Origin of the sequence: Atrimonas thermophila, assembly GCF_045864955.1 — a bacterium.
GTDB classification, from domain to species: domain Bacteria; phylum Atribacterota; class Atribacteria; order Atribacterales; family Thermatribacteraceae; genus Thermatribacter; species Thermatribacter velox.
Genome location: NZ_AP028803.1, coordinates 227,283 through 242,290, shown reverse-complemented (window position 1 = coordinate 242,290; position 15,008 = coordinate 227,283). Strand labels below are relative to the sequence as shown.

At 47.0% G+C, this 15,008-nt stretch carries 15 protein-coding genes and 1 riboswitch; of the genes, 1 reads left to right on the top strand and 14 read right to left on the bottom strand.

Going from position 1 to position 15,008, the window contains the following annotated elements; translation table 11 throughout:
• Window positions 1-2 precede the first annotated feature (2 nt).
• From ACKTT1_RS01380 to ACKTT1_RS01315, 14 genes are read right to left on the bottom strand one after another with little or no spacing between them, the layout of a single operon-like run.
• The gene (locus ACKTT1_RS01380; RefSeq protein ID WP_412709898.1) at window positions 3-1,103 is read right to left on the bottom strand and encodes an acyl-CoA dehydratase activase-related protein; all 1,101 of its coding nucleotides are present in this window, start codon (window positions 1,101-1,103) and stop codon (window positions 3-5) included.
• A complete protein-coding gene (locus ACKTT1_RS01375) occupies window positions 1,069-2,070 on the bottom strand; it encodes an acyl-CoA dehydratase activase-related protein (protein ID WP_412709897.1) in 1,002 nt (333 codons plus the stop codon). Before ACKTT1_RS01375 ends, ACKTT1_RS01380 begins: the two co-directional genes overlap by 35 nt.
• Before the next feature lie 48 nt (window positions 2,071-2,118).
• A complete protein-coding gene (locus ACKTT1_RS01370) occupies window positions 2,119-3,165 on the bottom strand; it encodes a M20 family metallopeptidase (RefSeq protein ID WP_369017878.1) in 1,047 nt (348 codons plus the stop codon).
• On the bottom strand, window positions 3,143-3,649 hold the full coding sequence (locus ACKTT1_RS01365; RefSeq protein WP_369017879.1) for a GNAT family N-acetyltransferase: 507 nt from the start codon (window positions 3,647-3,649) through the stop codon (window positions 3,143-3,145). Before ACKTT1_RS01365 ends, ACKTT1_RS01370 begins: the two co-directional genes overlap by 23 nt.
• 51 nt (window positions 3,650-3,700) lie before the next feature.
• On the bottom strand, window positions 3,701-4,360 hold the full coding sequence (locus tag ACKTT1_RS01360; RefSeq protein WP_412709896.1) for a precorrin-2 C(20)-methyltransferase: 660 nt from the start codon (window positions 4,358-4,360) through the stop codon (window positions 3,701-3,703).
• A complete protein-coding gene (locus tag ACKTT1_RS01355) occupies window positions 4,357-6,048 on the bottom strand; it encodes a cobalamin biosynthesis protein (protein ID WP_412709895.1) in 1,692 nt (563 codons plus the stop codon). Before ACKTT1_RS01355 ends, ACKTT1_RS01360 begins: the two co-directional genes overlap by 4 nt.
• A complete protein-coding gene (cobM, locus tag ACKTT1_RS01350; protein WP_412709894.1) occupies window positions 6,045-6,779 on the bottom strand; it encodes a precorrin-4 C(11)-methyltransferase in 735 nt (244 codons plus the stop codon). Before cobM ends, ACKTT1_RS01355 begins: the two co-directional genes overlap by 4 nt.
• On the bottom strand, window positions 6,772-7,968 hold the full coding sequence (gene cbiT / locus ACKTT1_RS01345) for a precorrin-6Y C5,15-methyltransferase (decarboxylating) subunit CbiT (RefSeq protein WP_412709893.1): 1,197 nt from the start codon (window positions 7,966-7,968) through the stop codon (window positions 6,772-6,774). Before cbiT ends, cobM begins: the two co-directional genes overlap by 8 nt.
• A gap of 1 nt (window position 7,969) precedes the next feature.
• Window positions 7,970-9,064 (bottom strand): cobalt-precorrin-5B (C(1))-methyltransferase CbiD, encoded by a 1,095-nt coding sequence (gene cbiD / locus ACKTT1_RS01340; RefSeq protein ID WP_412709892.1) that lies wholly within the window; start codon window positions 9,062-9,064, stop codon window positions 7,970-7,972.
• Window positions 9,048-9,671, bottom strand: coding sequence for a precorrin-8X methylmutase (locus ACKTT1_RS01335; protein ID WP_412709891.1), 624 nt, complete (start codon window positions 9,669-9,671; stop codon window positions 9,048-9,050). The genes cbiD and ACKTT1_RS01335 overlap by 17 nt, the downstream gene beginning before the upstream one ends.
• Window positions 9,661-11,106, bottom strand: a complete 1,446-nt coding sequence (locus ACKTT1_RS01330; RefSeq protein WP_412709890.1) for an ABC transporter substrate-binding protein — start codon at window positions 11,104-11,106, stop codon at window positions 9,661-9,663. The genes ACKTT1_RS01335 and ACKTT1_RS01330 overlap by 11 nt, the downstream gene beginning before the upstream one ends.
• Before the next feature lie 13 nt (window positions 11,107-11,119).
• Window positions 11,120-11,896 carry an ABC transporter ATP-binding protein gene (locus tag ACKTT1_RS01325; RefSeq protein WP_412709889.1) on the bottom strand — a complete coding sequence of 259 codons (777 nt, stop codon included), beginning with the start codon at window positions 11,894-11,896 and terminating at the stop codon, window positions 11,120-11,122.
• The gene (locus ACKTT1_RS01320) at window positions 11,886-12,932 is read right to left on the bottom strand and encodes a FecCD family ABC transporter permease (RefSeq protein WP_412709888.1); all 1,047 of its coding nucleotides are present in this window, start codon (window positions 12,930-12,932) and stop codon (window positions 11,886-11,888) included. The genes ACKTT1_RS01325 and ACKTT1_RS01320 overlap by 11 nt, the downstream gene beginning before the upstream one ends.
• Before the next feature lie 6 nt (window positions 12,933-12,938).
• Window positions 12,939-13,835, bottom strand: coding sequence for a sirohydrochlorin cobaltochelatase (locus ACKTT1_RS01315; protein ID WP_412709887.1), 897 nt, complete (start codon window positions 13,833-13,835; stop codon window positions 12,939-12,941).
• Window positions 13,836-13,900: 65 nt separating this feature from the next.
• Window positions 13,901-14,073, bottom strand: a riboswitch (cobalamin riboswitch).
• 57 nt (window positions 14,074-14,130) lie between these two features.
• Between ACKTT1_RS01315 and ACKTT1_RS01310 the strand changes: the two genes are divergently transcribed.
• Window positions 14,131-14,934, top strand: coding sequence for a nitrilase-related carbon-nitrogen hydrolase (locus tag ACKTT1_RS01310; RefSeq protein ID WP_412709886.1), 804 nt, complete (start codon window positions 14,131-14,133; stop codon window positions 14,932-14,934).
• The last annotated feature ends 74 nt before the right edge of the window (window positions 14,935-15,008 follow it).

The following is a 15,008-nucleotide window of genomic DNA, read 5'->3' as shown; positions in this document are numbered from 1 at the left end:
TTTCACCAGACCTCCACTTTTTCCTTGCTATTCATTTTCCTTCGTTCCAGAACATCTACAAAGGCTTCTACACGGGTAATCAAACCTGCTTCTCCAGAATGCTCATCTATAGCCAGGTGCAGAATAGGGAGATTAAAATCTTCTTTCACTCTGGTAAGAACGCTTTTGGCAACAATCTCTGGCATGCAAGTAAAAGGATAGAGATGCACCACTCCATCAAAACCCTGTTTTGCATATCGAATGGTACTTCCCACACTATCTATGCCCTCTCCTCCCACAAATCGTCTCAGATAAGGTTTGGCCATCTGCCAGGCTTCAAGCTTCTCTTTAGATTTGGTAAAGGGCAACGTATGCAGAACGTATTCCACCGTGGAAACCGAATTGTGAACATAAACACCCAGATCTCCCAGCAACTTCTCAACGTTGAAATTGATTCTTTTCTCCTGAGCTACATACACTTCCCCTACAATGCCTACTCGGAGAAGTTTTTGTGCTTCATGTAATTCCAAGGCATTGATTGCCTCCTCAGCTTCCCTCTTGATGCGTTCAAATTCAGCTTCGCTACCCACAGAACGCAGGCGGTCAATGGCACCATCAATAACATTATCCAGAAGGTCTTTATCGACCACCCGGCAACGGAGAGCCCTGCGCTGAGCCTCAAGATCTTCTGTGAAACGGAGTATCTTCCAAGCCAGCGACACGGTCCGTTTAAGCCTCAGGGGCGAGAGTACTCTGCCACTCATCGCTCTCAGGGCCTGCAGAAAGGGTATCCAGCCATAGCGAGGGTGGTCCAGGAGCACAAAACGCACTTGATAGCCCAGGTCTTCAAGGATGATTCTTTGGATCTGGGCATAGTAGCCGAAACGGCAAGGACCTACCCCCCCTGCCATAAAGAGGGTATCCGCTCCCTTTTCAATGCTCTCTATAAAATTACCCAGAGTGACTTTCAGAGGAAAACAGGCATTTTGCGGAGCTAGCTTAACGCCGATATCAATCGTCTTTTTTGTGATGGGTGGTGGATACACTACATCGATACCCAGCGAAGAATAAAGAAAACCCAGCGCCACATCAAGATGCAAAAGGTGAGGAAAAGTTGCTTTCAACCTCTCTTCGCCTCCATCGAATCATGTCTACAAAAGCTTCCAAACGAGTTACCACGCCTGCTTCTCCAGTATGTTCGTCAATTTCCAGGCGCAAATAGGGCAACTCTTCTCTTTCTCTTTTCAGGACACGTTCAATTACCTCCCCAACCAGCGAATCCGGCCCACATTCAAAAGAAACCAGATGGATAAGGCCCTGAACCTCATTCTGGCAATTGCGGATAAAGTGCAAAGCTGTGCCCAGGATTTCATTGGAAATAGTCCAGAAACTGATTTTGGGCACCAGCTTGAGTGCTTTGCGAATATCTTTCTCAGGAAGCATTTCCGAAGTAAACACCGAGAAACCCAGGTCAGCCAGCTTTTGCACAAGGTTCATATTGATGTAGCTATCACTAACCAGATAGGGATGACCGAGGAGAAGAACCTTTTCTGGAAAAGAGGGAAAAGGTTTTTTACCATCGATGAGAATTTCAGGAAGTAAACCAGAACGAACCTGTTCCCTGAAAGAACGGTGCTTCTCTTCAGCCAGGGAAAGAGCACGCATCGTTTCTCGTTCACTCTTTCCCAGTTTGCGCCCAATTTCCAGATACCCTTGCAGCCAGCCTCGCACTCCGCGATCCCGCATGTTTACTTCGCTATCCAGCAGATTTTCATCAGGATACCGAAACAGGTTGCGAACAATATCTGGGAGTCCCAGAATTTTGGGGCAATTATACTCGTTTTTATGGAAGCTCACCATTCTGGGTAAAAACAAAAAATCCACCCGGTCAATCAAAGAAAAAACATGACCCAGGAAAACTTTAACTGGAAAACAAATCTCATCAACGCTGTTGGTAAGTCCCCAATGCACAACTTCCTTGTTAGTAGGTGGCGAAACCACCACTTCGAAGCCCAGCTCTTCCAGAAAAGTCTTCCACAAAAAGTAAAATCGATAAAACAACAATCCTCTGGGAAGGCCTACTTTCTTCATTGCGCACGCTCCATCTTGTCGCCATTTAATCTTATTAACATCGTTATATTATATGTATTCCCGTGCAAATTGACAAAGCACTTCCACCAAACTCGAAAGGTCCTCAATACTGAGCGTCTCGTGCGGAGAATGAGCCAGGGCCAGGTCTCCAGCACCGAAAACCACAGCTGGAATTCCTTTAAGGTTCAGGTACGTGGCATCCGTCCATGAAGGCATACCTGAAAAAACTGGCTCTTTATCAAATGCTTTACAAAAAGCCTTCTTGAGAAGAGAAACCACTGGCTCTTTCTCAGAAATGGCAAAAGCCGGGTTTTCATCAAGAATTTCGAAATGTACCTCATTACTCTCCAGCAACAAAACAATCTCCTGCTTAACATCCTGCAGTGTTTGTGGTGGTGCGAAAGGAAAAGAACATTCTATAACGCAGTTTCCAGGAACAACATAACTGGTTTCTCCACCTTCGATTTTGCCAACCATGAGAGAAAGAGGAGGACAAAATCGAGAATCGCTTCCCCAGCTTGTAACCAGTTCCTCACACTTTGCAAGTAGCTTGCAAGAAAAGCTAATCGGATTCACTGCGCTCTTTTGAAAGGCACCATGGCGAATCAGTCCTTCAAGAGTGAGACGCACTTCAACATCTCCAGCCAAAAGATTGGCTATGGAGAGCTGGGTAGGTTCAAGCACCACCGCACCTCGAAACTCACGATGGGCTTCAAAATGCCAGGAACCAGCTCCGCTGGTTTCTTCTTCGGAAAAAAAAGCCAACGCAAAAGGCGCATCCACCCTGGAAACGACATCAAGCAATGCCGCAATCTGTCCCCTTACGTCCACCACTCCCGGACCATAGAAAAACCCGTTTTTCAAAAGCAACCGATTAGGGCGACCACCGTAATACACATCAACATGAGTGGCTAAGAGAAAGGGTGTATCACCCCGGAAAGCATAAAGGTTGAAACGCCCCGGGTCATACTCCTGCCAAAAAACATCAAAACCCCTTTCTTTAAGAAAAGCGGCTATCCAGGAAAGGAGGTCCCGTTCCTGAGCACTTGGTGAATAAAACTGATATAGCTTCTCAAGGATTTCTATTGCCTGCATCTTCAAACACCCTCTCCATACGCACCCACTTTCCCCACTGCCCTTTCTTTCGGAAACCATTGCGCAGATAAAAGTCAATAGCTCGCTGGTTCCTTTCACCCACCCAGAGACCAACCTTCTTTCGGCCTTTCTGCAAGAGATAGCGAAGAGCTTCTTCAAAAAGTATCTTTCCTATCCCTTTTCCTTGAGCAGAGCCTTCCACTACAAACTCGTGAATCTCGCCAATGACTTCCTCGTCCTCTACCCATTCGCTATGTACACCAATGAAACCCACCGGTTTCTCACCTTCAAAAGCTACCAAGAAACCTTCGGGGTCACCCTGGTAGAGCCACTGCAAATAATGCCTGATGCGAGAGGGGCGGTCATAGCGATACTCAGAAAGGTCAGAATAAGCATCCCGATAAATAGCCTCAAACTCAGGCAACCGCTCTTTAAATTCCAGCGGAGAAAGCCTTCTTATTTCTACATCCAACGCCTTAGCCACCGAACACTCACCAGCAAACAAAAAGAGTGTTTCAAGTTATTATCTCACAAATCAGGCCTTCTTTAAAATGGCCATCGAAAAGTAGGGCAAATTACGAGAGTCTCCAGACAGGGGGTAAATCTTCTCTTTGTCCGTGGAGAGGTTTTCTCCAATCCATCCTTTGCAAAAATCCTGTGAGACAAGGAAGTCTCGCCTAAGGAAAAGAGCTAACTTATAAAGGAGAAGAGTATCTGAAAGCTCGAGCAACGCTTTAAATCGCTCAAGAGAAACAGTTCCCGGTACAATACTCACCACCTCATCTCCTTGAGCAAGAGGTATACCGAGGCGGGCACCCATAGCCTGATAGGCGCTGATTCCCGGAACTATCCTTATCTCCAGGTCTGCTTTTTTTTGAATCTCTGGAAACAACTTGAAAAAAGAGCCATACAGCAGGGGATCTCCAAGAACCAAAAACACCGCTTCTTTGCAAGAATACCTTGCTATCTCATCCAGAATTGTCTGCGATATTTTTCTTTCATCCCCATCGAAGCAAAGCTGCACCACTTTACAGTGATCGGGAAGAAAAACTTTTACCACCTGATAAGCTCTACTTGAAGCTTCAGAACCCATCAAAGGGGCAAAAACCAGCTCCGCTTTTTGTAAAACTTCCAAAGCAGCCAGAGTCAACAGCTTAGGATCTCCTGGTCCCACTCCAATTACCCACAACTTCACAGCGAATATCCCCTTTCTACAAGAATAGCATCTCCTTCCACCCGGGCATGTGGAGGTGCCACAATAAGCGTACACTGCATATCAAGCTGCGAGGCTTCAAGATCTTCGATAGTCATCACTGTCTTCTCTCCTGAAGCTCTGACCAGGCCTACCGCAACACCAGAACCTCGATATTTCGCAAAAACCGATTTCAAAAAAGCTATTTTTTCTTCCTTTCCTCGTTCCACCAGGTTGTAAACAGCCACAGCCAGGTCAGTAGCCGCCAGAAGCTCCAGGTCTTTTTTAATCCTATCCCAGGGCACCAGGTAGTCGCTCAAGCTAACCACGGCAAAACCACCTACCAAGGGTGAACCCAGCCTGGAAGCCGCATAAAGACAGGCACTTACTCCGGGAATTATCTTCCAGGAAACACCCCGAGATAGAGCAATTTCTAAGGCAGGAGAAACCATCCCAAAAACGCCCACGTCACCACTGCTGACCAGAGAAACTCGATTGCCCTTCTCAGCCAAAGAAACTGCCAGCTCAGCCCGCTTCACTTCTTCACCCATCGCCGAGTATTTCCTCACAACCCTTCCTTCAAGATGCGGAGGTACCAAATCGAGATACCTGCGGTAACCTAAAATCCATTCACTATCCTCAAGGGCTTCCCGAGCCTGAACAGTGAGGTTTGGGCTACCCCCAGCTCCTAAACTAACCAGATAAAGCAAACCTTTTCTGCACCAGCTCTTTCTACCCAGCGCTAAAGTTATCCCTGGGTAAACGGTTTTAGGCACCAGAATTTCGCACCCCGAAAGAATTAAAGCTGGCTCAACCAAACCCGGGATGTTAAGGTGCTTTTTGGCACAGGGAGAGCTAAAAATCCCTTCAACTCTCCGTAGCTCTTCCTCACAAACTCCTTTCACTGGAACGCCCAGTTTCTCTCCAAGTGGCAACAAAGTTTCTTTTTTGCGCTCTAAAGTAAGCAACTCTTTGATAGAAGCCATAGAATATGCATGCCGCTTGAAGAAATCTCGAATGGCTTCTTCTATCCTTTCAACGGAAACGCTTTTTCTAAAACCAATGCTCACAACCAGGGTGCGCGGCCTGATTGCCACCCAGCCCTTTGCGGCCAAAATCCGCTCTCCAAAAAACAAAAACTCCTGCCCAGGGAGTTTCCCGGTCCACTCCTTCAAAGAGTAGCCAGGGAAAGCTGGGAGGGAAAAAGCCGAGTCAAAAAAGAAATCTACTTCATTTCCTCTAACTAAACGACTCAATATCTTTAGCAAGCTTTCACGTTCGCCCTCCAGAGTTCCTTCCAGCCGTGATGCCACTTCTTCCGGGGAAAACAAGCCGCGCACGTTGGAAGCAGTAGTCACCACCGCCTCTGCTCCTATGAAATGGGCCAGCGATCGAGCTAAGGAGTTAACTCCCCGCCAGTGGCCACCACAAAGAGCAATGCAGAAGTTGCCTTTTGAATCCACCACCAGTACTCCGGGGTCACTCCTTTTATCCCTCAGAAAAGGAGCTACCAAACGCACAGCAATGCCCAGGCTTCCCACCACAACCAGAATGTCCACCGCATTCCAGAACTTTCCGACCTCTTCACACCGGGCAACTATCACCTGAGCTCCTTTTTCTTTCTCCAGAAATTCCTTTATCTCTTTACCAGGAAAGTCGCTATCCAAAACCTCAACCAGTAGAACTTTCATCCGCGATCACCACTATAGAGGTAGGACCGCATTCCTTCCGATGACAAAAAATCTCCCACCAGAACAATGGCACTCCTTTGAAGACCATGCTCTGAAATCATGCTATGCAACTCTTCCAGAGTCCCTCTCAATATCAGCTCATCAGGCCAGGTCACATGGTACAAAACAGCACAAGGAGTGGTAGGAGGAAAAGCAGCAAGTAGTTCTTCCTGCAAAGCCTTACTCATGGAAGTGCTCAGCAAAATGGCCATTGAACTTTGATGTTGAGCAAGCTTGCTCAACCTTTCCCGGGCAGGTACCGGTGTCTTTCCAGCAAGGCGAGTAATAACGAGGGTTTGCGAAACCCCGGGAATAGTATATTCTCTTTTTAACCTCGCCGAAGCAGCAAAAACCGAGGAAACCCCTGGTACAACCTCCACCTCGATGCTTTGCTTCTCGAGTTCCCGGATTTGCTCATTAATAGCTCCGTATAGCGCGGGATCTCCTGAATGCAACCTGACCACTTTCTTTCCTGCCTTTACCTGAGAAACCATAAAACCAACGATTTCCTCCAGCGAAAGCGAAGAGCTATCGACCAAGGTAGCGCAAGAAGGCGCAAAATCCAAAACAGCTGGATTGACAAGGGAACCAGCGTAAACAACACAATCCGCCTCTTCAAGACACTTTTTGCCTTTAAGGGTGATCAACTCTGGATCGCCAGGTCCTGCTCCCACAAAGTACACCTTAGGCATCTTTTCTCCCCCACACCAAAAAAATGCTGTTCAAAGAGTGAACCATTCTTCGTCCCCCTCTTTCTTCAAAACGAGTAACATTCTGTTCAACTATCTGAAAATCTCGAAAAGGCATTTTTTTCATAATCTGCACTCCTTCTTCAAGGGTTTCCAGGGTTATCGCTACAAAAGCCATAATACCTCCCTCAACCAGAAGAGGAAAAGCTCTCTCCATAATAGAAGCGAGACGCCCTCCACTACCCCCTATGAAAACCCTATGGAAATTCTCCCGAGGAATAGCCTGGGGAGCCTCTCCCCTTATTAATCGCACATTACTTATTCCAAAACGCTCCAGGTTGCTGTTCAAATAAAAAAGTGCCCGCTCATCACGCTCTACAGCAAAAACCGTTCCTCCGCCAATGCGCCGGGCTATTTCCACAGTAACTCCCCCCGAGCCACTGCCCACTTCAAGAACCTGCATACCAGGGGAGAGCTCTAAAATAGAAATAATAAGCATTCGGTTCTCTTTCTTGGTAAGAGGTATCTTTTCTCTCACAAATTCTTCGTCTTCAAAAAAGGTGATACCCGAAGGAGAAACAAAGGGAAAATAAACCACGTGAAAACGATTCCCACCAAGCTTTTCTTTCACCTCCTCAGGTTTACCCTTGATTATTTTTTCTCCAGGCAAAGAAAGATCACCACCCACCACCACTTCACAGCCAGGACGCACACGCTGAACTAAAGCGAGTACCTTGCTGGTCTTACTTGAATCCCCGCTTAAAACCAATCCCCCCCTGCCTTCCTCAAGCACGAAGCGCAATTCAGAAAAATCCTCCTTGGCGTGGAGGTTCAACAAAGCAAGATGGTCCCTGGCTATCCTTAAACGAGCACAAAAATACTGAAGAACGCTGATTCCCGGCACAATTTCCTTAACCCACTCTTCAGGGAGATGCTTGATAAGACTGAACAGGGTAGAATCTCCAGAAAGCAACAACACTACCTCGCGATACTTTCTGTGTAGGTCTTCAAGAACCTGTAACATTTTTGAGAGCTTCCCCGGCAAGGGGACTATGGTTTGCAAGTCAGGAAAACACTGCGCAAGATCTTCTCTGCACACTACCACTTTCGCTTCCCGAAGCAATTCGTACGCCCGAAGAGTCAGCAAAGTAGGGTCACCAGGACCAGCTCCAATCACAGTGATCCAGCCCAATTTAACCTCTCCCCAGCACGCCAAGATGAAGAGAGAAAACGATGCTTTCCACCCTAAAAGCTCTTTGAACCCTTTCTTCAGCTCGATGAGAAATCTCTCTGGCCAGATATCGCCAGAACTCAGCCGCCCCTTCCCAGGAAGCGATGTGCAAAGCCACTTCCTCCGCAGTACGGGCTTTCCAAACTTTATTCCAGAAAGGAACTGGCAATCCAGCTCGCACCAGATGAGCAAAAAGAATTTCCCGTCGAGCATCGGCAACCAAATGGTGAGTATCAAAAATACCTCCAGCAATTTTCACCATTTTGCCCACCTGCCCCACCAAAAAAACCCTTTCAGCGCCAAATTCTGCACAAGTTTCCAGAGCAAAGCCTACCAGGCTGCTGATTTTTACGGTTTCCTCTTTCGCAAAACCCAGCTCCAGAGCTTTTGCGTACCCATAGTTGCCAGGCACCAGACAGATTTTCTTTCTTCCCAAAAGGAAACACTGTTTCAGATGCAAGTAGACGGTCTCCTGAAAAGCTTGATGAGACATGGGAAGAACCAGACCAGTAGTACCCAGAATGGAAATACCCCCTTCTATACCAAGAATCGGGTTATAAGTGTGTTTGGCCACCTCTCTGCCTCGGGGAACAAAGACTTCCACCTCAGCAGAAAAACCCGATGGAAGAACTTCCTTTAAGTTTACTTCAATTTGACGTCGGGGAACCGGATTAATAGCCCATTCTCCAACTTTCACTCTCAAGCCCGGCTTAGTAGCTACTCCTACCCCCTCGCCTCCACGAATAAATATCCTCTGCTCACCCTTACGCAACCACACCCGTGCCCCAATTTCGATACCGTTTGTAACATCGGGGTCATCGCCCGCGTCTTTCACAGCTAAGGCTTCAGCGTAACCTCCGCTTAGGCGCACCGTTGCCGCAACCTCCCTCTCTTGACCACACGGTAACCACACTTTCACTTTTTCCCGTCGCTCACCAAGCAAAAAAAGCGCTGCGGCCTTAGCGCAAGCGGCAGCATAGGTGCCTGTGCTCAACCCTCTGCGCAATTCTTTTTTTCCTGCAAACAGCTTTTCTGAAGATTCAGTCACTTCCATCATCCCCAAAGATTCTGACTAACATGGCGTTTACAATACTTGCTGCTATTGGACTCCCTCCCCGAGGGCCACGTAAAACCACCGCAGGTACTTCGAGCGAAAGCAGCTCCTCTTTGGCCTGAGCAGCCATTATCAGACCAACCGGACATCCTATCACCCAATCCACCGGATAGCCTGCCTTGATTCTATCAACCAAGCGCAACAAGCCTGTCGGAGAATTACCAAAAACGAACCCCCGTATTCCCTTAGCTATAGCAAGCTCCACCGCTGCTTCTGAACGCGTAGAACCAGCTCTATCTGCGAGTTGCCGACATTCCAGGCTATGTACTGCTTCCCAGAGAATCATCCCACTTCGCTTGATGAGAGAGGGCGAGATACCATGACACACCATGGAAACATCACAAAAAACAGTATAACCTGGCTTTGCGACGGCTTCCCGGAACTTTTCTATAAAACCCGGCTTAACTACCAAAAGAGAAGCCAAGGAAAAATCTGCACTGGCATGCACCACTCTTTCGATAATAAAACGTCCGTACTCAGGAAGAGCGTAACAATCGAGTAATTTGTTTATTAAAGCAAAGCTTTTCTTTTCAATCTCTTTACCTTTCAAAGAAAAAACCTCTCCTTCCCTTTTCCCGGGCTCTTTCAAGTACCTTAACCAGTTCCTCTCCGGTAAGCGGCCTGTAAGGCTCAAAATGTTTTCCGGAAATCAATCCATCAAAAATTCCTGAAGCGACAGTAACTAACACTGCAGTTTGATCGGCACGGCTCAGAGAATTTATATCCACCAAAACGGTAAAGTCCCCGTTTTCTACCTCAAAGTCAAGAAGAATGTAAAGCCACCGGGCAAGTTCCACCCTGGTAAGTGGTTGGTCGGGATGAAAGAAAAACTTTCCTTCCTTTTGTTCGGGAACCGCTGCTCCAGTATGGATGAGGGTCTCTACGTATCTACTGAAGGAATCGCTCCAGGAAAGATCTTCACATTTACCGGCAACATATCCCTCAGTTTTAAAATCCTTCTTGGTGGGCACATACAAAGGTATTCCCAAGCCCCAAACTACGGCTTGAGCAGCTACTGCTCGGGAAATCGCTTCAGGAAAAGCAAATTCCTTCAGATCTTCAAAAATCTCGGGATAAAGCATGCGGGCCAGTTCCTCAAGTCCCCAGGAAAGACGAGGACCAGGTCTGCTGACAATGGCCTCGTCTACTACATAAACCCTACCTTCTTTGACAGCACGAAGAGAGCGCAACTCTGGACGCTCAAGAATACTCTTTCTGGTTACCCGATTCATGACCCCACGCTGGGCAAGATAAACGTCGATTTCGTCAGCCAGACTGAGAAGACGCTCAATACCAAAAGCAGCAATGCGAGAACCTGATCTAACCGGCCGTGCAGAAGAAGCAACGTTAATACCACCAGCCAAAGCAATCAACTCATCAACCAATGTCCCTGGGGTAACCGTTTTATAGTCTTTAGCCACACTCTCGAAAAACACCTTCTTCCTTTGCTCTGGAGGGATATTGCTAATCTTGGCGACAATTTTCGTTATTTCCTGATGAAAACTCTCGGAAAGCTTCCTGGCCTGTCCGCTTAAACCGGTAATTGCTCCGAGCGCGGCAAAGTAATCATCAAGATCGGCAAGGTGCTCGGGATTTAAATCGATGACCGGAATACCCACCCCCTCTAACGCCTCTACAAAGCGAGGATAGTTGGTTACAACGTAATCCCGCACCAAAACCGCATCAGGTTTTAGCGCTATGGCTTTTTCTGGATCCGAGCGATAATCAACGATTTTCTTGAGAGCCACTTCAGGAGGAAAGTCACAGGAAGTAGAAACCGCTATCAGGTTCTCTTGGGCACCCAGAAAATAAAGGCTCTCGGTATGAGCAGTATAGAGCGAAATTATACGATGCGCCGGTTCCTCCAAAACAACCTCTTTCCCCCAGAAATCGCGAATGGATACTTCGGCCCAGGTTCCCTGGCAAATACAAAACACGACAACCCAGAAAACAGAAATCAACAAAACAACCTTTTTCAGACGCATCAACCACACCCCCTTATTCCACTCTGTATAAAAGATATAGTTCCCCTTCAGGGCTCTCGTAAGGTACCACCTCGATACCAAAAATCCGCTGAATGTTTTGAGGACTCAGAGCTTCTCTTTTATCCTCCCAGAGTTCCACCTGCCCCCCTTTTACAAAAATGATCTGATCGGCAAAAAGCGAAGCAAGATTTAGATCATGAAAAGCTGCTACTACCAGTTTTCCCTCTTGAGCCAGAAGCCGAGCTTTCTTCAAAAAATTGAGTGTAGAAGCAACATCGATGTTGGAAACCGGCTCATCCAGAAGAAGAACCGGTGTTTCTCTCACCAAAGCTCTCACAAAGGCCACCTTCTGAGACTCTCCGCCGCTCAGAGCAGTCACCGGAGAATCTGCAAGATGGAGAATGCCCCCTTCATCAAGGTAATGTTTGGTCAAACGATGATCTTCCTCAGAGTAGGCCCACCTTCCCGAGGAAAAGGGAAACCTACCAGTAAGAACTGTATAATAAACTGTGTAAGGAAAGCGTACGAAAAAATCTTGAGGAACCAGAGCCACATGGCGAGCCACTTCTCGTAAAGGCATCTTTCTCATCTTTTTTCCACAAAGTATAACTTCTCCCTCTTGAGGCACGAGGAGACCAGAAATTAAAGACAACAAAGTACTTTTGCCCGAACCATTGGGACCAAGCAAAGCATAGAAAACTCCTCCTGTAAGGCGTAGAGAAATTTCCTTAAACACCCATCCCTCCCCGTATGAAAAAGAAACCTTATGCAGTTCCACTTCAACTTTCACTTCGTCCCTCACGCCAGGAAACTCGTTTAATGAAAAGATAAAAGAAAAAGGGACCACCAATGAGCGTAGTCCAAACACCAACCGGTATCTCTACTCCAAAATAAACTCGAATAAGGTTATCCGAAACCAAAAGTAACAGCGCACCTCCCAGAGCCGAAAGCGGCAAAAGATAAAGGTGAAGCGGACCAAAAGCGATTCGAAAAATATGGGGCACCACCAGACCCACAAAAGCAATTATGCCTCCTACCGACACTGCTGCAGCAGTGCCCAAAGTAGCCACGATCAAAAGCAAAAGGCGAAAAGTCTCAGTAGCCACTCCAGATTGACGGGCTACTTTCTCCCCAAGACACAAAACGTCCAGCGCCTTGGCTGAAAAAACACCCACCATAATTATTCCCACTGCAAAAGGCCAAAGCCACATCACCTCTTTGAGGTGAATACCCACCAGGGTACCCATTAGCCAAAAAACCAGACTTCCCACTTCCTCACCAAAAAGATGCTTCATGAAACTTACTCCCGCAGAAAAAACTGAACTCACTATAATCCCCGCTAAAACCAGACTTTCAGTTCGAAAACTACCCCTTCTCCCGCTCATAAAAAGAACCAGCAAAAGCGAAGCAAGACCGCCCAAAAAAGCAGGAAAAATAGGGTTAGACAATCCCAGATACAGTGCACAGGCTCCCCCAAAAGCAGCTCCCCCAGAAACCCCAAGAGTGTAGGGGCTGGCCAGGGGATTCAAAAGTAAAGCCTGGAAGATACAACCTGCACAACCCAGAATCAATCCAATCAAAAGAGCACCTAAAATACGGGGCAAACGTATATAGAGCACCACATCATGCCACATTTCCTGAGCGGTATCTCTCCCCAAAATAATTTTCCAAACCTCCACTAAGGGAACCTCCACAAAACCTTTGCCTACAAAATAAAGGACACAAAAGAGTAAAACCGCTCCGAGAATGAGGATGCAGGACCAGGCGAGAGTCTCTCGCCTGGTCCTGCCTGGCAATTGTCTTCTACGCCCTGCTACGTAAGACATAAAGCTTTAGAGCTTTTCGACGACTTCTTTCGCGCGTTCCACAAAAATCCTGGCAAAAGCATCATATTCTCCCAATCCCTTTAAAACGGTTGACACCAAAAAACCTCGCTGCTTAAGCTGCACTTTCCAGGAATCGCTATGCTCTCCAGCCAAATCATTCAGAGCATGATCGCCAGCAACCAGCATAAAAGGCGCAAGAACTACTTTCTTTACCTTTTGTGCTTCAAGTTTCGTTACCACATCTTCGAAAGAGGGGAAACCCTCTACTGTACCCAGGAAAACACTTTCTCCGAATTCCTTCTGCAACATGAGATACAGCATCGAATAAGCAGCCCCTCCAGAATGTTCGCTTCCATGACCCATCAGAACCAGTGCTGTTCCTTCCTTAGAGAGGGTTGGAGCAAATATTTCCTGTAAAGCCTGGACAACCTCTTCATAATCAGAGGGATGCTCCAGTAGAGGTCTTCCTAAATAAAGCTCTTCAAAAACCGGTCTCCCATATATATCTTTCATCGCAGAAAAAGCTTGGCAAACGCTTGCTACATAGTCGTAAGTAATCCCTGGAATTACGAAAAGAGGCTGTACCGCAACTTTGTTAAATCCTTCATCTACAAGTTTAGCCAGCGCGGTAACGGGACCGTCGATTTTCTGTCCCTTTTTCTCAAGAGCTTTACGCACCATAGAGGAAGCATAAGCAAGGCGCACTTCCAGCTCTGGAAACTCCTTCTTGGCAAGCTCAAAAACATTTTTAATAGCGGAAGAAGCGTCCTCATAAGAAGTGCCAAAAGCAACAAGTAACAACGCTTTCTTATCTTCTCTGGACATTCCAGAGCTTACCCCAACCAACAAAAAACACAAAACCAGCACAATGCTTAGGGTAATTACCAGAGACTTTCGGAACATACTAATTCCCCCTTTCCTGGTTTTTGAAAAAACGAAAATTCGCCCTCTGAACCTCGCAGAGGCCGAAAAAACTTCGTTTCTCAGGCCGGTCTTCTGGCTTGAGGGCTTCAGCCTACTCGGTGCGCCTTCCCAGCTTATTCAGCCAGTGGCTTTTTTGCACCTTTCGTTCCCTCTCACAGCGGCGGGTCCGCACCGGATTTGCACCGGTTTCCCGAACACCCGAGAAAATCGCTACTATTCACTTTTAAAATTTTCCGCTATATTATAGCAAAGTTGGTTTCTAAAACAATAGGACATGCAAAATATTCGGATAGGAATAGCTCAAATTGAAAATTTACTAAACGACGAAGCCGCTCTGAACTTGCACCGCCAAATGGTTTACGGAGCTCAAGCAGCTGGTGTGGAAATTCTCTGCTTTCCAGAGCTTTCCCTACATGGATACTCCTTGAATCCAGTCACCATTCGACCCTGTGGCCCGAACAGCCCTCTGCTGCAGTCAGTTCAGAAGCTATCCCGGGAAACCGGGATTACCGTCCTGGCTGGCTTCATCGAACAGGATAAATCTGGAAACCTCTTCATAGCCCACGGTATCTTTTTCCCCTGGGGCGAAAGAAAAGTTTACCGAAAAACCCACTTAAGCGCGAAAGAAAAACGCCTTTTCCATCCGGGCAATGAACTCCCCGTTTTCGAACACCCCGAAGTTTGTTTTGGCATCGCTTTGTGCGTGGAATGGCACCTGCCAGAAGTTATAGCTACCCTGAAAAGCAAGGGCGCAGAAATAATATTTGGACCTCATGCCACACCTTTCCCGCGAAACAATCTCTGGAATAAATACTTGCCAGCCCGCGCTTATGACTATCGGGTATTCATAGCCTGTTGCAACCTGTGGTTCCCCAAAAAAGAGAAATCTGGTGGAGGCTTGATAGCCATTAATCCCCGAGGCGATGTGTTAAGGGAACTGTATCTTCCAGGAAATCAGTTAGCGGTTTTCGAATTTTCAAAAGCAGAAATCAAACGCTATCATCATCCCAAAGCTGAAAATTCAATGCAACATATCCTTTTCCAGGACTTGCGCCGCCCTGAACTTTATCGAACTTGAAAAATCGCAAACACCCTTGACGACTCATACTCCTTGAATTCGAAAAAACAAAATTATTTCGCAAAAAAAATTTT